We start from the raw sequence: 20,987 nt of genomic DNA on the forward strand, positions 1-20,987 counted from the left end.
GGACAACTACAGGGGATTTTTTATTATACGGGTAAAAACTTGCTCCCGATAATTACGCGCAACAGGTATTTCATGGCCTTCAATATTCAGGATGTTGCCTTCGATCAAGTTAACGCGATTGATATTAATAATAAAAGACCGATGAGTCTGGATAAAGTCACTTTCCGGCAATGAACTATATATATTTTTCATCGTCGAATGAACCAACGTCTTATCTGAAGCGGTATAAATGCAAATATAGTTCTCTAATCCCTCAATAAAAAGAATATCCTTCAAAAAAATCTTTTTCATTTGCTTATCACTCTTTACAAAAAGGAATTCTTCTGCTCCGGGAGGTGTTTCTTTCAATAAAAGATCATGTACTTTATTCACTGCTTTCAGAAAACGTTCGAAAGGGATCGGTTTCAACAGGTAATCTGTTACATCGAATTCATACCCTTTCAAAGCATACTGTTCATAAGCGGATGTGATGATCACCTTCGGTGGATTAGTGAGGGTGGCCAATAAATCCAGACCTGAGAGATAGGGCATCTCTATATCCAGAAAGAGTAAATCCGGACGCTCGGTTTTCAACAGGGTATTTAATTGAATGGCATCTTCACAAACACCTGTCAGTGTCAGAAAATCGACTTTCTCCACATACGACTGCAACCCTTTACGGGCTACAGGTTCGTCATCGGTTATGATACATTTTATATTCATACGTTATCCGGTTCAATAATCAGCTTTACAGTGAAACGATCCGGTTCATCTTTTATTTCCAGTTTGTGTTTATCCGGATACAACAGTACGAGCCTTCTTCGCAGGTTATCTAATCCTATTCCCTGCCTGGTTGGTTTGTGAACACGATCCAAGGGTTTAGAATTCATCATATCAAAAATCAGTTTACCTCCTTTCCAGGACATGGTCAGATCGATGTGATAATCGCCTCCCACATATTTAAAAGCATTTTCGACCAACGGAATAAACAATAGCGGAGATATTTCCTGCTCCTTCAATGCCTCATCAAAAGATGTTTGCAACTGTAAACGCTCCGAACAGCGAAGTTGGCACAAGCTGATATACCTTTTCAAATAATCGATCTCTACCTGGATGGCCACTTTATCCCCTGCATTGTACAACTGATAACGAAGCAGGTCGGACAAGATTTCCAGGGTATGACGCGGCGCTTTATTCTGTTCATCTATTTGAAAATAAACCGTATTGAGCACATTGAACAGGAAATGAGGATGATATTGCGCTTTCAGGAATTTCAATTCGGTCTGTAACTGGTCATTCTTTATCTTTTCCAATTGCAAACGTTGCTCGGCATACTCTTTTTCTACGGCCTGGTTACGCATAAAGGTATAGGTTAAGAATATAAACAAGACGGCAATAACCTCGGGAATAGCCACATCCTGCAAAGTAAACATCCGCTCATTTAATCCCCAGGTAAAGAGCATGGTTCCGACACACCAGCAGGTAGTAAGCAGGAATAACCCGCCATATTCCACCCATAATCCTTTCTTCTGTTTGCGGTTCCATCTCAACCAGATATACAGAACCGTAATCAACAGGTATGAAGATACTATAACGGTACCTATCTCTACCAACATAAAATAAGGAGTATTTCCCGTCCAATAGTACTGCTGATTAGGAACATCAGTTACCAAGCGAATGCAGATGAACAACAATAATGCTGTCAATACCGGCATTAACCATTTATATAAGTTCTTTACCATCATATCACAAATTTACTCTTTTCGTTTCATCCGTCCCATTTTTCCATGCTCTTTCTTTCGATTCGCTCCCCTTCTTGAAGCGATAGGAAAAAGATATGCCGACGACCGTGTTATCATTACGTTCGTAAGTAGAAGCACGTTGTCCAGGCACTTCAAGGCTCATTTTATAGCGGTAAGAGTGAAACATATCTCTTACAAAAAGATTTATAGAACCGTTGTTCTTCAAAATCTTTTTCTGCAAGCCGGCATGTACCTGCAAGATAGGGCTGATCGTAGCTTGGCCGGCGGCCATCTTTCCGTTGTAGGAAGCCGTGAGTTCGGCTCCCCATCCTTTTCCAAAGGAGAACTGATTATTCAGTCCGGCAATCCAGGTAGCATGCTTGTTCACTTTATTTTCCAGTTCCTCCGACCATTGATAACGGTTGAAGATAAAGGCAGCATTGGCATTCAGATTCCAGAAAGAGGTCAAAGACAGAATTCCGGTATTGACACGTGGGCCGAGCGTGCTTGCCTTGGTTAGATTCAGGGGAGTAACGAAAACCCGTTTGTTTTCTTCCAGAATATAACTTTTTACGATTGCATCATGGGTATAAGAGAACAGGAAACCGGCCTTAAATAATTCTTTAAAGGCATAAGCGACTTCTATATTGTCTGTTGTCTCCGGCTTTAACAGGGTGTTTCCCCGTTCATAAGTATAATCGTCGAAGATATAAGCAGAAGGATTCAGGTCGCCATAATTCGGACGCACGATACGCTTTCCATAAAACAAGGATAATTTTCCTTTTGAAACAGGATATTCCAGTAGTAGGGTAGGAAAAAGATTCGTATAATGATCTTTAAAGGAAGAATCGCTGACTGCATCCATCTGCCTTCCTTTTATACGGGTGTTCTCCAGACGCAAACCGGCCTGCATGGATAAAGACCCGAATTTGGCATTTCCCTGTACATAAACAGCATTGATATTTTCTTTATAGGAAAAAGCCTGGCTATAGGAATTAGGAACCCAGCCGTCTTCATACCGGTTCGCATACAAGGCTTCATTATCAATAGAGACATAAGAAGACTTACCTCCGGCACTCAGTACCCATCCGTTTTCGAACGGTAACGTCAGATTTATCTGGCCCGTATACAGGTTGATGTCTCCGTTGATATCTCCTCTTATCGAGTCCTGCCTTGTCAACTGATTGATTTTATTCCGGAAAGCGTTGTACACATATTGATCTTCCACATTATCGAAATAGAAATAATCAAGTGAAGCGTCCAGCAATCCTCCTTCCTGGTTCAGGTGATGAGTCAGATTGACACCACCGGAAAAGTTGTTCTTTTTCCTATCGCTAAGATTCCGGGTAGAAAGGGTAGAGTCGGGCGTTGACAACGGGAACATATAAAAAGAAGAATGCATTGTCCCGTTATTTTCGCTCCGAAGCAGATTGCCGCTTGCCGTAAACCCCAAGGTAGTTAGAGGCGAAAGGTAAATATCTGCTCCCACCCGGTAATAATGAGACTTATACGGAGATTCACGATAAGAGTCCTGATGCATATTCAACTCTTCGTCAAGCCCTGTAAATGAAGTAGAAAAGATACGATCCACTTCAAGATCATTCTGGCTGGTTCCCTGGTAATAAGAATAGGTCAGGAAAAAATTAAGTTTTCCACTTCGCCGATTTAAGGAAAAACTTCCGTCTCCTTTACCGAACTTTCCTTGAGAGAAACTTCCGTTCATGGAAAGATTCAACCCTTGCAATTTGATCTTTTTAGTATGGATATCAATAATACCGGAATTACCACTGGCATCATAGCGGGCGGAAGGATGGGTGATCAGGTCGATCTTGTCAGCGGTCGATGCAGGGGTTACTTTAAGCAGGTTCACCAGCTCCTGTCCGGAAAGATAAGTCTGCTTTCCGTCCATCAGGACGTTGATTCCACTCTTCCCATTCATATAGATGGTTCCATCCTGAGTAACGACAACTCCGGGTAGCGTTTCAAGCACTTCATATAAACTGCCTTGTTTACGCACGACAGAGGCATCCAGGTGATGAGTCATCTTATCTGCCTTTATTTCCAACTCCGGAAGTTTAGCCACAACTACCACTTCTCCGATATCCTGATCAGGTATGGTGTCCGGCATAATAAACTGCGCCGATATATCTCCCAGAGAAAAAAGCCCCGATAATGTGGCTAACAAAAATTTGCTTCTACTCATATCCCTTTGTTTTTTATCCAAAAGTAAACGAGCAGAAGCAAGCAGGGAAATTATTGTGACAAACGACAGGAGTTCGTTGACGAATGGTTTATTATTCTTTAATTTGTTGATACAAAGAAATTACGTAACTTTGTAACTATAATCATTTAAAGAATAAGTAATATGGATACGACAATCAAAAAAGTAGAACTTTCCATTCCGGAAGTAGATATGGCTTTGTTGAAAGAGCTGGCTAAAAAGTTCGGTTGGAGTATCGGGAAGAAAAAATCCGGTATCGAAAAAGGATTGGATGATATTGCTGCCGGAAGAGTGCGCAAAGCTAAAAATGCAGAAGAGATGTTCAAACAAATACTTGGATAGCATGTATGAGTTAGAATACGCCAACAGCTTTGAGAAAGACCTTAAAAGGTGCAAAAAAAGAGGTTATAACCTGCAACTTCTTCAGGAAGCTATTGATATTCTTCAAGAAAAAGGAGAACTACCTGCCCAATATCGTCCCCACAAACTCAGCGGCAAACTTGCCGGCCTATGGGAGTGCCATATCAAAGGCGACTGGCTTCTGATATGGCTACAAAATGATACGGAATTAATCCTGATCATGACCGATACGGGGACACATTCGGATTTATTCTAAACAGTTTCCTCTTCCTCAAACTCCTGTAATTCCTCCAGCCCTTTTTTCATTGCTTCCACCTTCGAAGAATCCATACGATATTCGACCAAACTCCCTATTAGTGCTGTAAGAAAAGCAAAAACATAAATAAAAGTCATCCTGTTCGCTCCTAACTTCCAAAAATAAAAAAAGATACCACTCTGCAAGACCAAGCCAGATACAACAACAACGGGATATGCAATCCGCATATATTTTTGAAAAAACAATAATCGCCGGAAAGAATACATTAATGGCTTCTTTATATCAATCCGACAAAAAGAGATAAAAGCCGGCAAACCTCCCAATGCAACGACAAGCAGGAGTCCACCTACTGAATAAGCTATAAATAAAGGGGTTCCAAACAAAACAGGGGCAAACACAGCCAACAACAAAGCAATTAAATAGACGCAATATCCAATTACCATCTTCCACTGTAACCGTTGCTGAGCCGTTAATATCCGGTTGGTGATCATATCTTTAACAATCCTTCTATTCAATATTTCATTCTTTTGCAAACGTTCATTTAATATATTCCAGTTCGCTTTCAATTCATTTAAATCCATAAAGCTGTTTTTTTTATTCGTTCGACATCTGTTTCAGTTTCTCTTTAATACGATTGAGCTTAACGGCCACATTATTACGTGATATACCGGTGATATCCGCCATTTCCTGATAACTTCTTTCTTCCAGCCAGAGCAGGATCAAAGCACGCTCCAAACGTCCCAGACAATTGATCATCCGGTAGAGTTCATGAAGTTGAGCCGTTTTATCTTCTTCCTCTGCCACCGCTTCCAGATCGACCGAGATAGGTACCACTTCCGGTCGTGACTTGGATTTGCGGAAAAAAGAGATACAAGTATTCAGTCCGATGCGATACACCCAGGTCGAAGCCTTACACTCGCCCCGGAAGCGGGGAAAAGCTTTCCATAGGTTGATCACGACTTCCTGATACAAGTCGTTCAGATTGTCCGGATCGGTAGCGTAGATATAGCATACCTTATATATCACTTGTTTGTATTCCTCTACAAGTTCTATAAACTCCTTCTCTTGTTGTTGTGCATTCATTAAGCTTGCTCTATCGTATTATTTACTATATCAGTCGTCAAAGAAATCGGATAATTACAGTAAAGGAAGGAAAATTAACAAAATAAATAAAGTCGATTACTGCAAAAGGGCTATTTTTGTCCTTATTGATAAGTAGACCAATCTATTACACATTCAAAGACGTAGCATATGAAAAACTACAAGCTAATCTTTATACTCCTGGCAGTTGTGTATGGCGGAAACATACAACTCCCTGCCCAGCAAATGGTTCCCAAGACAATTACACTGACCCAAAAGGCAAAAGAACAACTGGCCGGTAAGCAGATATTATATGTAGAGCGGGAACAGTATGCACCCGACCATCACAACACAGCCACCCTATTCCAGAAGGGAGAGATCAACGAGAGCAGTTTCTTTCCGGGAGGGGCGATGCGTATCTATGATGTCGACAGCGGGAATATCACGACACTGATAGAATTGAAAGACGGCGTGGTTCGTGACCCGGAGTTATCTTTCGACGGGAAAAAGATCATCTTCTCCATGCGGAAGAACAAGGACGACTTTTATCATATCTATGAAATGAATGTGGACGGCAGCGGTATGAAACAGCTCACCTTCGCAGAAGGAGTATCCGATATCGATCCGCTTTACCTACCGGATGGAGGAATCGTATTCAGTTCTACCCGCCAACCGAAATACTGTATGTGCAACCGCCATATTATGTGTAACCTCTACCGGATGGAGGCTGACGGTGCCAACATCACACAGATCGGCATCAGCACATTATTCGAAGGGCACTCTTCCCTATTGAGCGACGGAAGAATATTGTACGACCGTTGGGAATATGTAGACCGTAACTTCGGAGATGCCCAAGGATTATGGACGGTAAACCCGGACGGGACAAAGCATTCCATCTATTACGGTAACAATACCCAATCGCCGGGTGGTGTCATCGATGCACGACAAATCCCCGGAACCGACCAGGTTATCTGCATCTTCGGTTCCTGCCACGACCGCCCCTGGGGTGCACTGGCTATTATCGACCGCAAAAAAGGAGTGGACGGCGTAGAGCCAGTCCTGCAAATATGGCCGGAAGAAAGCCTGAAGCTGGTGGGTAAAGGTGACCTGGACTCTTTCAAATGGATCGAATACTTCTTCGAAGACCCTTATCCACTCAATGAGAACTTCTTCCTGACCTCAAGAACGATCTGGGCAAAGCCCGGCGGATGGATGCACCTGGACTCCAAATCGGGTATTTACCTGGTTGGCCGCGACGGTACACAGGAGCTGATACTAGAAGGCGACCGGAGCCTCTTCGACCCGATGATCATCGAATCGCGTCCCAAACCGCACGCCATTCCTTCGAACAGAAATTATACTGATAAGAAAGGAACCTTCTACGTGCAGAACGTTTATCAAGGTACACACATGAAAGGTATAGAGCCCGGTACCGCAAAATATCTGCGAATCATCGAATCGCCGGAGAAAAGAACCTGGACACAGAGCGGCTGGGGCGGACAAGGTGAACAGGCCCCTGCTGTAAACTGGCATAGCTTCGAAAATAAACGTATCCTGGGAGAAGTTCCGGTAGAGGCGGATGGCTCCGCCAACTTTGAAGTTCCTTCCGGCACGTTCGTCTACTTCCAGTTGCTGGATAAGGATAAAAAGATGATCCAGTCTATGCGAAGCGGCACAATGCTTATGCCGGGTGAGGTAAATGGCTGTATCGGTTGCCACGAAGACCGCCTGAGCATACCCAGCACCATGGGCCCAACCCCGTTGGCTCTGAAAAAAGCACCGGTCAAATTGAGCGGCTGGATGGGTAAAGCCCCAAAGAACTTCTCGTTCATGGAACAGGTACAACCCATCCTGGATAAAAGTTGCGTCCGTTGTCACGACTTCGATCCGAAGAACCGCGACAAGCTCGTACTGGCAAAAGACAAGAACCCGTTCTTTAATGCTGCTTACGTAAACCTGTACGTTAAGAAAGAAATCAAGTTGGTAGGCGGCGGCCCGGCCCCGATACAAGAACCTTACAGCTGGGGATCGCATGCCAGCAAACTAACCAAAGTGATCGACAGCGACCATCACGGCGTAAAGCTATCGGCCAAAGAGAAGGAGATCCTTTATACCTGGATGGACCTGAACGGCGTTTACTACCCGGTTTACGAGTCGGCATTCGACTCGACACTGGCAGGACGAAGTCCGCTCTATAACCAGGAAATAGAAGAGCTGAAACAACTGACCAATATAAACATATGGGATCTGAACCACCACGGACGGAAACTGACCGCGCAAATATCCTTCGACCGCCCGGAGGCCAGCCCTTGCCTGGACGGCATACGGAACGATAAACAGAAGTATTCGCGCGCTGTCGAGATCATCCGGACCGGACAGAAGCGCCTGAAAGCCACGCCGCGCGGTGATATCGAAAAAGACCTTGTCCCCTGCGAACGCCACAAAGCGCAACTCCGCAAATATGCCGAACGGCTTAAGATCGAACAGCAGAACTGCTCAGTCATCGGGGAATACGGTAAAGTATACGACAGGTAAGCCGGAAAGTCTACCCGCCTGCGCTCAAAAATATTTTGCCATGCGGTTGGCAAAACTTTGTCACGCACAGGGCAAACTCTTGCCATGCCAGTGGCACAACCTTGCCAACCGCATGGCATGACTCTGTCACTGGTATGACAAGGCTTTGTCTCTAATATGGAACTATCTGTTGTTCTTGATAAGGTTCATAAACTCCTCGCGGGTCTTTGCCTGCTGGAAGAAGCCTGTGAAATCGGAAGTAGTAGTCAGGGAGTTTTGCTTTTCCACACCACGCATCTGCATACACATATGTTGTGCTTCGATCACGACCATTACACCCAGCGGATCGAGTGTCTGCTGGATACAATCTTTGATCTGCATCGTCAGGCGTTCCTGGATCTGCAAACGACGGGCAAAGATATCCACCACCCGGGGTATCTTGCTTAAGCCTGTAATATATTTCTTAGGAATATAAGCGACATGTGCCTTCCCGAAGAATGGAAGCATATGATGCTCGCAAAGAGAGAAGAAATCGATATCTTTCACAATAACCATCTGCTTGTAATCTTCTTCCTGAAACATGGCGGAAGCCAATACTTTCGCAGGGTCTTCGTTATATCCTTTGGTTAAAAACTGCATAGCCTTCGCTACGCGTTCCGGCGTCTTAAGCAAACCTTCGCGTTCGGCATCCTCACCCAGCAAACCGAGTATTCCTTTGTAATGGCCTGCCAGTTCTTCACGTGCCGCCAAGGTCTTGTCGTTTATTTCTTCTATCATTTTTGTATTATATAATAAAGGAAGGCGAAAGAGTTTTCGCACCTGTTAATTCAGAGGGATCTTTACTTCTTCTCTAACAATATACATTTCCTTTCCGAACGAAGGAAAAGCAGTCATCAGCTGGCGCTGCATATGGTAAGCTTCTTCGTGCGAACGGAAATCACCTACACGCAACCTCCAAAACGGAGCGGTATAAGTAACGTAGGTCGGGACGTCAGGGAAAAGTTCTTTTACCTTCTTCTCTTTCTCAAATGCTTCATCTTTCGACTTGCGCTGGTTGTTACCGGAGAAGACCTGTGTCCGGAAACCTTGTATCTTAAGGAAAGCAGTGCTATCCGTCTTCTCAACATTATCACCCGACAAGCGTACTCCTACTAAATCCCGGAGAGCCTGGGGCTGGTTGATTATCACCTCGCCTTTACCCGGCTTCGAAGTCTGGAGGTCATCGAAGATTGTCTGAACCGATCCGTCGACACTTGTCTGTGCAGACGCTCCGGTCACACAGGCCAGCAACATGAATAATAAAATGATACAAGGAAAATTCTTCATTGTGATTGTTTTTATGTTCAAATCGAGAGGGAGGGAGCAGAACCGCTCCTTCCCTACAAGATAATGTCATTAAAATGCTTCGATGATCGGCATGAATTTATCAACAGCCAGAGAAGCACCACCGATCAGACCACCGTCTACGTTCGGTTTAGAGAACAATTCTTTAGCGTTACCTGCATTTGCGCTACCGCCATACAGAATTGTGCAATTGTCAGCTACTGTGTTACCGTATTTAGCAGCCAGTGTAGCACGGATGTGAGCGTGGATTTCTTCGGCCTGTTCAGCTGTAGCAGTCTTACCTGTTCCGATAGCCCATACCGGTTCGTAAGCCAGAACGATCTTACCGAAATCTTCAGCAGAAAGATCGAACAATGATTCTTTGATCTGAGCGTCTACCACTTCGAAATGTTTGCCGGCTTCTCTTTCTTCCAATACTTCACCGATACAGAAGATCGGAGTCAGACCGTTAGCCAGAGCCAGTTCAACTTTAGTTTTCAGGATAGCCGGAGTTTCGTGATAGTAAGCACGTCTTTCAGAGTGACCGAGGATCACATATTTAGCACCTGTAGAAGCAACCATTGCAGCTGAAACTTCACCTGTGTAAGCTCCTTTTTCCTTATCTGCACAGTTTTCAGCAGCTACACCGATCTTGTCTGTATCGATAGCAGCAGCGATGCTTGCCAGGTGAGTGAACGGAGTACCGATGATTACATCACAGTTGATAGCCTTGCCTTTCAGGGCTTCGTTTAATCCTTTTGCTAATTCCAGGCCTTCCTGAAGAGTTGTGTTCATCTTCCAGTTTCCTGCAACAATATTCTTTCTCATGATTTAATTAATTAAATATATAAATAAAAATCTTCTATTCTGCCTTGTCTTTCCGTCTCCGGCGGAAACGGAAAAAGTCATATACCCAAACGAGCAACAAAGGTACGGTAAAAGTTAATAGGATGGTTATTAGCCAGCCATCTTCTTTTTCTTTTGTTTTATTTACGTCGAGATGCTTCTCGATTTCAGCCTTCACATGTTCCTCGTCGGGAATATCGTTGTAATGCCATTTACCCAGTACAGAACCGTCTTTCAACAGGACAAGCCCCGGGTTGGAGCGGATGATCGTCTTCAGTAACACTTCATCGGCCATACGGAACGGATATTCGGCTCCGGTATTATCGCTCCATTCGTCGATCATCTCCGGAGAAGAGCCTGTGACGCAATAGAACGGCAATTCATATTCGAGGGCATAATCGTAAATACTGTTGATCTCGTCGATACGTTCATCGTCCGCTGTTTCCAGCTTCGGGGCGACTAATAAAAGAACAGGATTAGGATTATGCAATATATCGTCTGTGACATCGTCTCCTTCGGCATTATAGATATTGAAAGAGGCCACCGGCGGTTCGTATCCCTTTTTCAGGAGTTCGGTCTTCGACTCCACGAAAGTCCAGGTACTGTCATTCTCCGGGTAGTCTTCCAGCGAGAATTCTTTCTTGACACCGTCTTTCTCATAAACAAAGGTGTAACGATATTCGTCTTCCGGTGCTCCGTCGGGAATAGCCATCAGCGATGGGATATTCGCCCCGATCTTATACGGACGGAAATCTATGACCGGCAGATGGTTATAGTTCCAATAGGCGAACCCGATACCGGAGAAGTAAGAAAACAGGGCAACAAACCAATACACTTTAAAGGTAAAGCACTGAAACATCTTTCCGGAATTCATAAACACCATAATCGCCGCTGCAGACAATACCAGGTTCTTGAAGAAGGTCTCCCAGTTGGAGATAACGATCGCATCACCGAAACAGCCACAATCGGAAACCGGATTGAACAGGGCCAGATATAATGTCAGCGGCGTCATAAACGCCATGAAAAGTAAAACCAGAAAAGAATTATATCGGCGGTATACGCCGAGCAACATACAAATACCCATCGCGAATTCGGCCGCCGATAGGGCAAAAGAGGCTAGAACGGTAAAGGGCTGCAAGAAATCCAGGCCGAAAGAAGTCAGATAATCGCCAATCTTAATGGCTCCCCCCATCGGATCGACCGCCTTCACAAAACCGGAAAAGATAAACACTACCCCGATCAATAGACGGCTGCACTCTGTCAGTATTTTTATCGCAGTCTCTTTATAGTTCATATATTATTCTTCGCCGTATTCCAGTTTGATCAAACCGAACAGGGCATAATTGATCATATCCATATAGTTGGCATCCACACCTTCCGAGACGATGGTCTTACCGCCGTGGCTTTCGATCTGCTTCGTACGGTAAATCTTCATCAGGATCAGGTCGGTATAAGAGCTGATACGCATGCTGCGCCAGGCCTCGTCGTAATCATGGTTCTTGGCATACATCAACTCCTTGGTCTCCGTAATATACTTATCGTACAATGCCAATGCTTCCTCATTCGTCATATCGGTGGTATCCGAAAAACCTTTGGCCAGCTGGATCAATCCGATCACCCCGTAATTAACGATGGCAACGAACTCGGGACGTATCCCTTCATCCACCATACTTACCCCTTTTATCTCGAGGCTGCGGATACGGTTTGCTTTAATAAATATCTGGTCGGTCAACGACTGGGGACGCATGATCCGCCACGATGGACCGTAATCTTTCAACTTCTTTTCGAATAACTCCCGGCACTGGGAGATCACTTTCTCAAACTGTTCTTTCGTATCAGCCATATCCAACATTATTATGCCGCAAAGATAGTAAAAAAACAACAAAGGCACAGATGTATGATTTCATCCGTGCCTTTCCTTTATCTTAAAAATAACTTATTTACAACGGATGGAACGACCTAATTTTAACACGGTTGTTTTAGATATTCCGTTCATTTCGCACAACTTGTTGACAGTTGTTCCGTATTTGGCAGCTAAAGCTCCCAGTGTATCGCCACTCTTGATACGGTGATAAACCGGCTCTGCTACCTGAGCAGTTGAAGCATTTCCTGTCAGTGAAGCAACAGGAGTCACAGCTTCTACAGTAGTTGTTTTAGTAGTCTTAGCCGCTGTTGTCTCAGCTTTCGCCGTAGTCTGTTTTGCGGCAGGCTTAGCTGCAGCTACTTCTTTGCCGGCACTGCAACGGATAGACTGTCCCAGACGAAGCATGCTAGTACTCTTGATACCGTTCAGACGACAAAGTTCGTTCACAGTTGTTCCGTACATACGGGCGATCTTGCCTAATGTATCGCCGGATTTCACACGGTGATAAACCATCTGGTCGCTTGAAGAAGTATAGATATTACTCTTACGACCGTTAATCTTTATATTATGGAATACATAAGTGTCCTGGTGGGGAACTCCGTTCTCAAAGTCAATAATATCGGCCGGATTGAGAGCCTGACCTAAAAAGCGTGTTTCGAAATGAAGGTGGGAACCGGTAGAACGTCCGGTATTTCCTCCTAATGCGATCGGGTCACCTGCACGTACAATGTCATTTACATCTACAAGCGATTTGGATAAGTGACCGTAAACTGTTTCCAGTCCATTCGGGTGGCGAACCACCAGATAATTACCATATCCGCGACGTTCGAAATTACGGATACGAACTTTACCGTCAAATGCCGCACGGATCGTATCGCCTACCTGAACTTTCAGGTCGATACCTTTATGCATACGACGACGACGGGGACCATATTTGGAAGTTACTTTAATCTGACTGTCGATAGGAAGGGTAAAAGCGGAACAATCGATAGCACAAGAGTCTGGCATCTCGATCTTGGAACCTCCGCGGAAAGGATCTACCCAACGGGTATCCCAGTTTGAGCCGTATAATTCATCTGCCGGGAACAATAATTCTTCGTTTGCAGCAAGTGATTCATCCACTCTTGCATTAATCTCTGCTAATTCTTTCAGTCCCATATCTTTTCTGATCGTTACGCGGTCAGCCATCAGTTCCGACACGCGCTTGTCCATCTTTACGATATGGATTGTCTGCTTTGGTGTATCTTTTCCTTCAGGATCTTTGGCCGATACAGCCGACACCATCAAGGAGGTACAGCAAATAAAAAGTAGTGCTTTTATCTTCATTTTTATCATTTTTCGAAATATGGAATTCAGGAGTAAAATAAGCCGTGAAACAGCCCCTATTTTTACAAATCGACCAAAGTTCGTTATTTTGAGTAAGTTGACAAAATTCAATCCGGAAAAATTTCCGCAATGAAAGTGAAGAAATTCAAATGCACCGCTTATTCTTACTGAAAAACAACGCATTACGCAAAAACATGTTTCACAACATATTAGCTAATCATACCCCAATTTATCTTCCGGGCAAAGAGTATTTTTAACCTTTCGTTCAAAATCCGGTTAGGTTCGGACAACAATTCCGGGTCTTTGTTCAAAACTTCCAATGCGATATCCCTTGCATATTGGAGGATCTGGCCATCGGCTGCAAGATTGGCTATTTTCAGATCGAGCCCTTCCCCGCTTTGCTGGGTTCCTTCCAGGTCGCCATGCCCGCGAAGACGCAGATCGGCTTCCGCTATTTCAAAACCGTTATTGCTGTTTACCATAATCTCCAGCCGTTTACGGGTATCGTTACTTAATTTATAAGAGGAGACCAGGATACAATAGGACTGTTCCGCACCACGTCCTACACGCCCGCGCAACTGGTGCAACTGCGAAAGCCCGAAACGTTCGGCACTCTCAATAACCATCACGGAGGCATTCGGCACGTTCACGCCTACTTCAATCACGGTCGTCGCCATTAATATATGTGCTTCTCCGGATATGAACTTCTGCATTTCGGCATCCTTGTCCGCCGCCTTCATCTTTCCATGAACCATGCAGACCTTATATTCCGGGAAAACTTCCTTAAAAGTTTCAAAGCCGTCTTCCAGACTCTTGTAATCCAGCTTTTCGCTTCCTTCGATCAACGGATAAACGACATAGACCTGGCGCCCCAATCCGATCTCCTTACGCAGAAAATCATAGAGTTGGGCTTTTTTGTTGTCGTACCGGTGCATCGTCTGGATCGGTTTACGTCCGGGAGGTAATTCATCGATCACGGAGACATCCAGATCTCCGTACAAAGTCATGGCCAGGGTTCGGGGGATAGGTGTTGCCGTCATCACCAGTACGTGCGGAACAATGGCATTCTTTTTCCACAGGCGCGAACGTTGTTCCACACCGAAACGATGTTGCTCGTCGATAATGGCCAGCCCCAGTGAAGAAAAAACGACAGTCTCTTCAATCAGGGCATGCGTCCCTATCACAATCTGTATTTCTCCCCGGGCAATAGCCGGAAGCAGTTCATTCCGTTCTTTCTTTTTCGTCGAACCGGTCAGTAGTGCAACACGAATATCCATATCCTTTAGAAACTCCATAACGGTGGCATAATGCTGAGTGGCAAGTATTTCGGTCGGTGCCATCATACAGGCCTGGCAATGGTTATCAACAGCCAATAGCATGGAGAGCAACGCCACCAATGTCTTTCCGCTTCCCACATCACCCTGCAAAAGACGGTTCATCTGCCGCCCGCTTCCCATGTCGGCGCGGATTTCCTTGACAACTCGTTTTTGTGCTCCGGTCAGTTCAAAAGGAAGATACTCCTTATAGAATGTATTGAAGTAGTCCCCGACGGTAGGGAAAACGATTCCTTTCAGTTTCAGTTTCCGAAGACTGGCCGTACGGAGGATATTCAACTGTATAAAGAAAAGTTCGTCAAACTTCAGGCGTAACTGTGCCTGTTTCAATTTCTCCGCCGATTCCGGGAAATGGATATTCCGGATCGCTTCTTTCAACGGCATCATACGGATACGCGACAGCACATCCGGGGGAAGTGTTTCGGGCAACTCCCAGTTCAACGCACTTAATAAGGTATATTGCAGATTCTGTATCGCCCTCGAATTGAGGAACGATTTCTTCATCTTCTCCGATGTATTATAGAAAGGTGTCAGACCGCCGGCCACCTGCTCTGCCTGATCCACCGGATCGATATCGGGATGGGGAATATTATAGATATGCCCGAACTCAGCCGGCTTACCGAAAACGATATAGTCGGTCCCTGTCTTATATTTATCCGTCACATAGTTAAGTCCCTTGAACCAGACCAGGTCGATCGTCCCGGTCCCGTCTGTAAACTTAGCCACCAGGCGGCGGGTCCGCCCCTCTCCGACCGTATCATAATACAGTATACGCCCTTTCAGTTGGATATAAGGCATATTCCCCGTAATCTCCGCGACCTTATAAAAACGGCTACGGTCAATATATTTATACGGGAAATAAAACAACAGATCTTCATACGAAGATATTCCGGCTTCTTTCCGTAATATCTCCGCCTTCTTCGGGCCTACACCCGGCAGATACATGAGGGATCGTTTGTCGAGATCAAGCATAGCTGTCTATTTGGACAGCGAATTTATTATTTTTATGGTCATAATGCAAATTTATAGCCGATAGAGAAATGCAGACGGGCACAATTTTGATTGATAAAGTTTTGAAGCCAGGAAACGCCGACATAATATTTATGATATTCGATACCACCTTCCACTGCTGTTCCTAGATTTAGAGGAGAAGCAAATCCGATAAAAGGCCCTGCATTCAAACGAACTTTCAAAGTATTATTTACAGGTATCCGAAAAGAGGCATACAGAGGGATATCCAAGCCAAAATTCCAATCGCCGGTTTTCTTATAAGTACCACTAACGGTATTAATCAAAGCCCCTGGTTGAATATAAAACAGATCCGACATCTTAAAAGACGCCATTGCCCCTAAATGAAGCCCCCAAACTTCCGAATAACTGGCTCCAATACGAGGCTCCAACTCGATCCCTTTTGCATTCCCAGCAGTACACAACAAAATCATCAACACCGACAGCAACAATACTTTTTTCATAACCTTTCTATATTAAATGAATAACAACACTTCAGTTAAAACGAAGTGTTGTTATTTTTATTATAATCAAATTCCCACAAAGGTAAGATTTTAAACGTCTCGCTATCAAAACCAGATTGATTATAAATGGAATTTATAGCCGACAGACACTCCAAACAGGAATTCCTGACTATTTATACAATTTTGGAAGCAGTTTACGCCAAAAAATAATCTCTTCACTTCTACTCCTACATCAGCAGTAGCTCCCACTTGTAATTTATGACCAGTACCAATATATGCACCACCATTCAGACGAAGATTAGCTTTCTCACTCAATGGAATATGAAAGGAGGCATAAACCGGGACATTCAAATCGATATCCCATGTATCAGAATTCCTAATTGTCCATTGATTAGCCGTATGCAACAACAATCCGGTTTGAATAGAAAATAACTTTGATTGCGGAAAGTTTATATAGGCTCCTGCATGAAGTCCCCATACATCACCGCCCATAATTCCCGTACGCGCCTCTATATCGGCAGCTTGTACCTGACTAAGAACAGAGGATAACATAATCCCCAATAATACGAATGTCTTTTTCATTGCAGTCTAATAGGTAGATTAATAATTAATACTTTTACAAAAGTAAACTTTTATCAGAAAGTTGTTTCAGGCAAATTAAATACATAGTTTTTAGTCACATTAAACCCAACATATTTAACAGTAAAATTACCGCCTATCTGAGTTCCTATTTTATTATTAATCGCTTGTCTCCACCAATTTTGACTACCTCTAGCAATATAATGATCATGTGAAGAACGACCGCTCTCTTCTTGATAAAAAGTTTGAATAACAGGACCTTGCTGAGGGCTATAATTACCTGTTGTCTGGGTTGTCTCCTTATAATTCATCCAACCAAAGACTCCTTTTTTTCTAAAAGATATTTCTATATGCAAAGCTATTTCTGTTTTTTTGACATCCATAATTCTACGACCAGCTTTCAATTTACATTTTCTGCTACCAAACTCACTCCAACCTGAATCATATTGATTTCCTATATAATCCTTATTACTCAATATTGGCTGTATTTCCAAATCATATAAAGCATTCCCTGTTAGCTGAAGATCTCCATAATTGAATATATCTTTCATATTAATAACTTCGTCACCAATCATCACTTTTCCATCTTTATTCAAAACAGAAGCTACTTCTTCATCACTTATAGGTAAATAAACTCCATAGTCCTCTTTATACTCAGGAAAATACAAATAATTTTGATATTCATCTTTAAGACTATAGTAATCTTCAGCAGAACCTTCCATTACAGTCACTTCATCCAGCGCTTTCTCATAAATAGAGTTCAAAGAAATAAAATTCATCTCTTTCTCCCATTCCAAACGTTCTTCGTTAGTCATTTTTTTCAAACGGCTAATTGTTTCATCTAATACTGTTCGATCTTTAAACTGAAGAATATTATCACTCTGATCATTTGAAGATTTCGTTAAAGAATTTTCATACAATAACACAATATCTTTTTTCTGTTCACCCAAAGAAACTCCCTCCGTTGTTTCCAAATCGTTCGTACATGATGTTATTGCCATCAACAGCAATAATAAAGATAATACTTTTTTCATACTTTAATCTTTCAATTGTTTATAATAAAAATTTATATCACATTATAATCACAAATATTAATCAACACAAAAATCGCCCTTAAGCATATGTTCTTTGCTTGCAATAATAAGTACATAATCTCCTTTTTTCAAATCCAATCCCAGAGGAACAGAACCATTATTTCCATCAATTACTGAGTCGAAAACCACATTTCCGAAAACATCTTCTATTAACAAATCCAATATTCCCAAGTCTTCTGAAATTTCCAACTCTAACATTCGATCATCGATATACGCTTCGATCGAAGGCATTAAAGACCGTGCTTGATCCATTAAATCGATCTTTTCCCTCTTTGCAAAACCAGCCTTTGTTACGCATAACAACACCATAATTAATAAAAATCTTTTCATTGCTCTAATTGTTTCATTATATGCCAGCAAAGGTATGGAGTCTATTAACAAAACGACCAATGCAAAACAGTAAATAGCATGTACAGAGTATCAATTTCACAAAACAAGCTAACAGGCTGATTATAAAACAACAAACACTCTCTACACACATGGTTACATATGTACAGAGGGTGTTTAATCCATCTCGAAGTAATATTTAAAGCCCTGCAATAACTTCTTCCAAGGTTGTTTCTGTATTTTCCAAATTTCCCTTTTTCCGGATCCTATAACGCTTACGATCAACAGATGTTGGTTGTATATTTAAGAATACAGCCAACTGCTGATTGTTAAAACTTAGTTTCAGTAAACAACAAAAACGCTTTTCTGCCTCAGTCAAACCAAGAAATTTCTTTTGCAGGCTATCCATAAAAAACGGATATGCCATTCGTAATAACTCATACAATGCCAGCCATTCCTGATCCGTCAACGGATTTTTTTTAGCTTTCTCTATTGATAGGGCATTCTGAATCATTTTTTTATACACATCAGAATTTTCCAATATACTCTTTCGAATACCTGATATTTTTTCACTTAATCCCTGCACTGCATATTCTTTCTCCTGCAATACATTATTTATTTCCATTTGCTTATTTCTCAACTTCTCATTTTTTTTAGTAAGACTATATTTATACTTAGCAACAAGAATAACAAACATCAAAAACACAAAAATACTACCAACAAAAAACCGATAATATTCCAACTCCAATTTCGTATTTTCATTCAAAACCTCCACATATTCATATCGTTTTTCAGCTTTTAATACATCTGTTTTTGCTTGTAATTCAGCGATGGAGTCTGCAAAATGATTAAAACGTTCATAAAAATCCAACGACAAAGAATAATTACCTAATTCTTTTTCCAGCATATACAATCTGTATAATATTCCACCGGTCAGTGGTCGGTCAGTCGTTTTATGCAAAATAGCCATTTCTATATATTCACGTGCTTTATCATATTCTCCTTTTTTTGTAAACAAATTAGCCAATGCCAAATAGGTCGGTGCACTGCCTGCTTCATCATAAGCAATCGATTTAAACAGATAATCTTCTGCCAATGAATAGCTATTCATTTCTTTATAAGTATTCCCTAACCGATTCGTTAAAGAGCTTAGCAACAACGAATCATTCAAAGGTAAAGCTAATCGATAAGCATTCTGGAAATACTCCGAAGCCTCTCCATATTCTTCTTTTAGCACATGAAGCCACCCTATATTCCGAAGCGAATAAATATAATTCACGCTATCATTCCCTTTTAAGTAATACTCACCACTCAACAATTGGTAACGTTCAGCCTCATCATAATTATCATCAAAATCATACAATCCGGCAATCTTGTTATACAATTTCCCTGTCAACAAATATTTTTTCTCTACTTTCGCCATCTCCACCGCCTGCAAATACGATTTCATCGCCCATTCGAAATCCTTTTCCTCTTCGTAAGACATTCCCAAATACAGCAGGCAATTCATCCTTTCCTCGATTGTACCATATTTTTCATAGTACGTATTCGCTCGTTCCATTTGCGAAACAAACGGCATATCCTCCTTCAATTGCTCAGACAGTCCGGCATAGATAAGACAAAAATGCGCAAACGCTTTATCATTCAGCACATCCGGATTCGCGATCCCCTCTAAAATCGTAAAGGCACTATCCGGCTGTTCGATCCGGATCAATTCTTCTGCTTCCTTTATTTTCAAATGAATTTCACTGTTCCTTTGGCAGGAAAAGAACAGACAGAATAGGATAAATAATAAGATAGCGTTCTTCATATCAATACTTGTGCGTCATTCGAAACGCAATATCCGAATAAAACAGAAAATACACAAATTATCCGGAAGGATATTCGGTAGGCTACAGTCCCTACAAAATTTCCTGTGGAAGAAACTCGCGTTTCCTGCTTTGGAAACTCCAGTTTCCTCCGCAGGAAATTGCAGTTCCCCGCCCAGGGAACTGCAATTTCCAAAGCACGAAACTACGAGGAAACTGTAATAGACTGACAATCACCACGCAAGCCTGTTTTATCAAATCGGGTATAAACAAGCTTACATTTTATGAGATTTGGATCATAATTTATAGTAACCTCATCAAGAGATTACAACGAAAATTTATATCCGATGGAAAGATTTACCCTGGAGTAATCATTACCGGCTATATCTTTGAACCAGAAAAAACCGGCATAATATTTACGGTATTCCAATCCGGCCTCAACAACTGTTCCAACATTAAACGCTAATCGGGATCTACCGACAAAAGGCCCTACGTTCATACGAATATTCATTACTCTGGTAACCGGTAGGATATAAGAAGCATATAAGGGGACGGTTACCCCTAGCTTTGCATTCGAAAGGCTAAAAAGATCCTGGCTTCCACTATCCAGGTTTAAGAGAATGCCAGGTCGTAAATAAAACTTATCCAGCATCTGAAAAGAGGCTAACGCACCCAGGTGCATATCCCAATGTCCGTAATATCCGAAATATCCTAATCCGACACGGGCTTCCAGGTCTATCGCTCTTACATTCTCAACAGCACACAACGCAACAATCATCATCAACAATAAGACTCTTTTCATAAACTTGCTTATTTAAGATCAATACAATCATTCAAACGATGCTTTGTATTTCTTATTGTC

General features: G+C 42.5%; 21 protein-coding genes. 3 read left to right on the top strand and 18 right to left on the bottom strand.

The window, feature by feature from the left end; translation table 11 throughout:
- Nucleotides 1–6: 6 nt before the first annotated feature.
- The 3 genes from M1P97_RS16150 to M1P97_RS16160 are packed head-to-tail and all read right to left on the bottom strand — an operon-like array spanning nucleotide 7 to nucleotide 3,924.
- Nucleotides 7–702, bottom strand: coding sequence for a LytR/AlgR family response regulator transcription factor (locus M1P97_RS16150; protein WP_195372365.1), 696 nt, complete (start codon nucleotides 700–702; stop codon nucleotides 7–9).
- Complete coding sequence (locus M1P97_RS16155; RefSeq protein WP_249389603.1) at nucleotides 699–1,724, bottom strand: sensor histidine kinase; 1,026 nt, start codon at nucleotides 1,722–1,724, stop codon at nucleotides 699–701. Before M1P97_RS16155 ends, M1P97_RS16150 begins: the two co-directional genes overlap by 4 nt.
- Before the next feature lies 1 nt (nucleotide 1,725).
- The gene (locus M1P97_RS16160; RefSeq protein ID WP_249389604.1) at nucleotides 1,726–3,924 is read right to left on the bottom strand and encodes an outer membrane beta-barrel family protein; all 2,199 of its coding nucleotides are present in this window, start codon (nucleotides 3,922–3,924) and stop codon (nucleotides 1,726–1,728) included.
- A 162-nt stretch (nucleotides 3,925–4,086) separates the two neighbouring features.
- Between M1P97_RS16160 and M1P97_RS16165 the strand changes: the two genes are divergently transcribed.
- Together M1P97_RS16165 and M1P97_RS16170 are read left to right on the top strand one after the other, a co-directional pair.
- Nucleotides 4,087–4,284, top strand: coding sequence for a hypothetical protein (locus tag M1P97_RS16165; protein WP_195372367.1), 198 nt, complete (start codon nucleotides 4,087–4,089; stop codon nucleotides 4,282–4,284).
- A gap of 1 nt (nucleotide 4,285) precedes the next feature.
- On the top strand, nucleotides 4,286–4,558 hold the full coding sequence (locus M1P97_RS16170; RefSeq protein ID WP_249389605.1) for a type II toxin-antitoxin system RelE/ParE family toxin: 273 nt from the start codon (nucleotides 4,286–4,288) through the stop codon (nucleotides 4,556–4,558).
- Here the strand turns inward: M1P97_RS16170 and M1P97_RS16175 are convergent.
- Both M1P97_RS16175 and M1P97_RS16180 read right to left on the bottom strand, forming a co-directional pair.
- Entirely contained in the window at nucleotides 4,555–5,139 is a 585-nt protein-coding gene (locus M1P97_RS16175; protein WP_249389606.1) for a hypothetical protein, read from the bottom strand. The two genes, M1P97_RS16170 and M1P97_RS16175, sit on opposite strands and share 4 nt — an antisense overlap.
- Nucleotides 5,140–5,152: 13 nt before the next feature.
- Complete coding sequence (locus M1P97_RS16180; RefSeq protein WP_028728261.1) at nucleotides 5,153–5,641, bottom strand: RNA polymerase sigma factor; 489 nt, start codon at nucleotides 5,639–5,641, stop codon at nucleotides 5,153–5,155.
- 168 nt (nucleotides 5,642–5,809) lie between these two features.
- Between M1P97_RS16180 and M1P97_RS16185 the strand changes: the two genes are divergently transcribed.
- Entirely contained in the window at nucleotides 5,810–8,173 is a 2,364-nt protein-coding gene (locus M1P97_RS16185; RefSeq protein ID WP_249389607.1) for an HzsA-related protein, read from the top strand.
- 162 nt (nucleotides 8,174–8,335) lie between these two features.
- On the opposite strand, the gene folE is transcribed toward M1P97_RS16185, so the two are convergent.
- The 13 genes from folE to M1P97_RS16250 all read right to left on the bottom strand — a co-directional run bounded on the left by folE (nucleotide 8,336) and on the right by M1P97_RS16250 (nucleotide 20,927).
- Nucleotides 8,336–8,929 (bottom strand): GTP cyclohydrolase I FolE, encoded by a 594-nt coding sequence (gene folE / locus M1P97_RS16190; RefSeq protein ID WP_129730282.1) that lies wholly within the window; start codon nucleotides 8,927–8,929, stop codon nucleotides 8,336–8,338.
- Between the two features lie 45 nt (nucleotides 8,930–8,974).
- Nucleotides 8,975–9,478: an SPOR domain-containing protein gene (locus M1P97_RS16195; protein ID WP_195372370.1), complete on the bottom strand. Its 504-nt coding sequence runs from the start codon at nucleotides 9,476–9,478 to the stop codon at nucleotides 8,975–8,977.
- A gap of 69 nt (nucleotides 9,479–9,547) precedes the next feature.
- Nucleotides 9,548–10,303: a triose-phosphate isomerase gene (gene tpiA, locus M1P97_RS16200; protein ID WP_195372371.1), complete on the bottom strand. Its 756-nt coding sequence runs from the start codon at nucleotides 10,301–10,303 to the stop codon at nucleotides 9,548–9,550.
- A gap of 34 nt (nucleotides 10,304–10,337) precedes the next feature.
- Nucleotides 10,338–11,615, bottom strand: coding sequence for a BT_3928 family protein (locus tag M1P97_RS16205; RefSeq protein WP_195372372.1), 1,278 nt, complete (start codon nucleotides 11,613–11,615; stop codon nucleotides 10,338–10,340).
- Between the two features lie 3 nt (nucleotides 11,616–11,618).
- The gene (locus M1P97_RS16210) at nucleotides 11,619–12,164 is read right to left on the bottom strand and encodes a DUF1599 domain-containing protein (protein WP_028728255.1); all 546 of its coding nucleotides are present in this window, start codon (nucleotides 12,162–12,164) and stop codon (nucleotides 11,619–11,621) included.
- A 93-nt stretch (nucleotides 12,165–12,257) separates the two neighbouring features.
- Complete coding sequence (locus M1P97_RS16215) at nucleotides 12,258–13,511, bottom strand: M23 family metallopeptidase (protein WP_249389608.1); 1,254 nt, start codon at nucleotides 13,509–13,511, stop codon at nucleotides 12,258–12,260.
- Nucleotides 13,512–13,720: 209 nt separating this feature from the next.
- Nucleotides 13,721–15,817 carry an ATP-dependent DNA helicase RecG gene (recG, locus tag M1P97_RS16220; protein ID WP_195372374.1) on the bottom strand — a complete coding sequence of 699 codons (2,097 nt, stop codon included), beginning with the start codon at nucleotides 15,815–15,817 and terminating at the stop codon, nucleotides 13,721–13,723.
- 38 nt (nucleotides 15,818–15,855) lie between these two features.
- Nucleotides 15,856–16,317 carry a hypothetical protein gene (locus tag M1P97_RS16225; protein ID WP_195372375.1) on the bottom strand — a complete coding sequence of 154 codons (462 nt, stop codon included), beginning with the start codon at nucleotides 16,315–16,317 and terminating at the stop codon, nucleotides 15,856–15,858.
- 120 nt (nucleotides 16,318–16,437) lie between these two features.
- The gene (locus M1P97_RS16230) at nucleotides 16,438–16,899 is read right to left on the bottom strand and encodes a hypothetical protein (protein ID WP_195372376.1); all 462 of its coding nucleotides are present in this window, start codon (nucleotides 16,897–16,899) and stop codon (nucleotides 16,438–16,440) included.
- 53 nt (nucleotides 16,900–16,952) lie between these two features.
- A complete protein-coding gene (locus M1P97_RS16235; RefSeq protein ID WP_195372377.1) occupies nucleotides 16,953–17,930 on the bottom strand; it encodes a DUF4848 domain-containing protein in 978 nt (325 codons plus the stop codon).
- Between the two features lie 57 nt (nucleotides 17,931–17,987).
- Nucleotides 17,988–18,320, bottom strand: coding sequence for a DUF3244 domain-containing protein (locus M1P97_RS16240; RefSeq protein WP_195372378.1), 333 nt, complete (start codon nucleotides 18,318–18,320; stop codon nucleotides 17,988–17,990).
- A 196-nt stretch (nucleotides 18,321–18,516) separates the two neighbouring features.
- The gene (locus M1P97_RS16245) at nucleotides 18,517–19,968 is read right to left on the bottom strand and encodes a tetratricopeptide repeat protein (RefSeq protein ID WP_249389609.1); all 1,452 of its coding nucleotides are present in this window, start codon (nucleotides 19,966–19,968) and stop codon (nucleotides 18,517–18,519) included.
- 482 nt (nucleotides 19,969–20,450) lie between these two features.
- Entirely contained in the window at nucleotides 20,451–20,927 is a 477-nt protein-coding gene (locus M1P97_RS16250) for a hypothetical protein (RefSeq protein ID WP_249389610.1), read from the bottom strand.
- Nucleotides 20,928–20,987: the final 60 nt, after the last annotated feature.

It is taken from the genome of Parabacteroides leei (assembly GCF_023369805.1).
Classification (GTDB): Bacteria; Bacteroidota; Bacteroidia; order Bacteroidales; family Tannerellaceae; genus Parabacteroides; species Parabacteroides leei.

Coding starts and splice junctions, on each gene's coding strand:
- M1P97_RS16170 (WP_249389605.1), top strand. CDS start 4,286: ATGTATGAGTTAGAATACGCCAACAGCTTTGAGAAAGACCTTAAAAGG.
- M1P97_RS16160 (WP_249389604.1), bottom strand. CDS start 3,924: ATGAGTAGAAGCAAATTTTTGTTAGCCACATTATCGGGGCTTTTTTCT.
- tpiA (WP_195372371.1), bottom strand. CDS start 10,303: ATGAGAAAGAATATTGTTGCAGGAAACTGGAAGATGAACACAACTCTT.
- M1P97_RS16155 (WP_249389603.1), bottom strand. CDS start 1,724: ATGATGGTAAAGAACTTATATAAATGGTTAATGCCGGTATTGACAGCA.
- M1P97_RS16215 (WP_249389608.1), bottom strand. CDS start 13,511: ATGAAGATAAAAGCACTACTTTTTATTTGCTGTACCTCCTTGATGGTG.
- M1P97_RS16230 (WP_195372376.1), bottom strand. CDS start 16,899: ATGAAAAAGACATTCGTATTATTGGGGATTATGTTATCCTCTGTTCTT.
- M1P97_RS16240 (WP_195372378.1), bottom strand. CDS start 18,320: ATGAAAAGATTTTTATTAATTATGGTGTTGTTATGCGTAACAAAGGCT.
- M1P97_RS16205 (WP_195372372.1), bottom strand. CDS start 11,615: ATGAACTATAAAGAGACTGCGATAAAAATACTGACAGAGTGCAGCCGT.
- M1P97_RS16235 (WP_195372377.1), bottom strand. CDS start 17,930: ATGAAAAAAGTATTATCTTTATTATTGCTGTTGATGGCAATAACATCA.
- M1P97_RS16195 (WP_195372370.1), bottom strand. CDS start 9,478: ATGAAGAATTTTCCTTGTATCATTTTATTATTCATGTTGCTGGCCTGT.
- M1P97_RS16180 (WP_028728261.1), bottom strand. CDS start 5,641: ATGAATGCACAACAACAAGAGAAGGAGTTTATAGAACTTGTAGAGGAA.
- M1P97_RS16185 (WP_249389607.1), top strand. CDS start 5,810: ATGAAAAACTACAAGCTAATCTTTATACTCCTGGCAGTTGTGTATGGC.
- folE (WP_129730282.1), bottom strand. CDS start 8,929: ATGATAGAAGAAATAAACGACAAGACCTTGGCGGCACGTGAAGAACTG.
- M1P97_RS16150 (WP_195372365.1), bottom strand. CDS start 702: ATGAATATAAAATGTATCATAACCGATGACGAACCTGTAGCCCGTAAA.
- recG (WP_195372374.1), bottom strand. CDS start 15,817: ATGCTTGATCTCGACAAACGATCCCTCATGTATCTGCCGGGTGTAGGC.
- M1P97_RS16225 (WP_195372375.1), bottom strand. CDS start 16,317: ATGAAAAAAGTATTGTTGCTGTCGGTGTTGATGATTTTGTTGTGTACT.
- M1P97_RS16165 (WP_195372367.1), top strand. CDS start 4,087: ATGGATACGACAATCAAAAAAGTAGAACTTTCCATTCCGGAAGTAGAT.
- M1P97_RS16210 (WP_028728255.1), bottom strand. CDS start 12,164: ATGGCTGATACGAAAGAACAGTTTGAGAAAGTGATCTCCCAGTGCCGG.
- M1P97_RS16175 (WP_249389606.1), bottom strand. CDS start 5,139: ATGGATTTAAATGAATTGAAAGCGAACTGGAATATATTAAATGAACGT.
- M1P97_RS16250 (WP_249389610.1), bottom strand. CDS start 20,927: ATGAAAAGAGTCTTATTGTTGATGATGATTGTTGCGTTGTGTGCTGTT.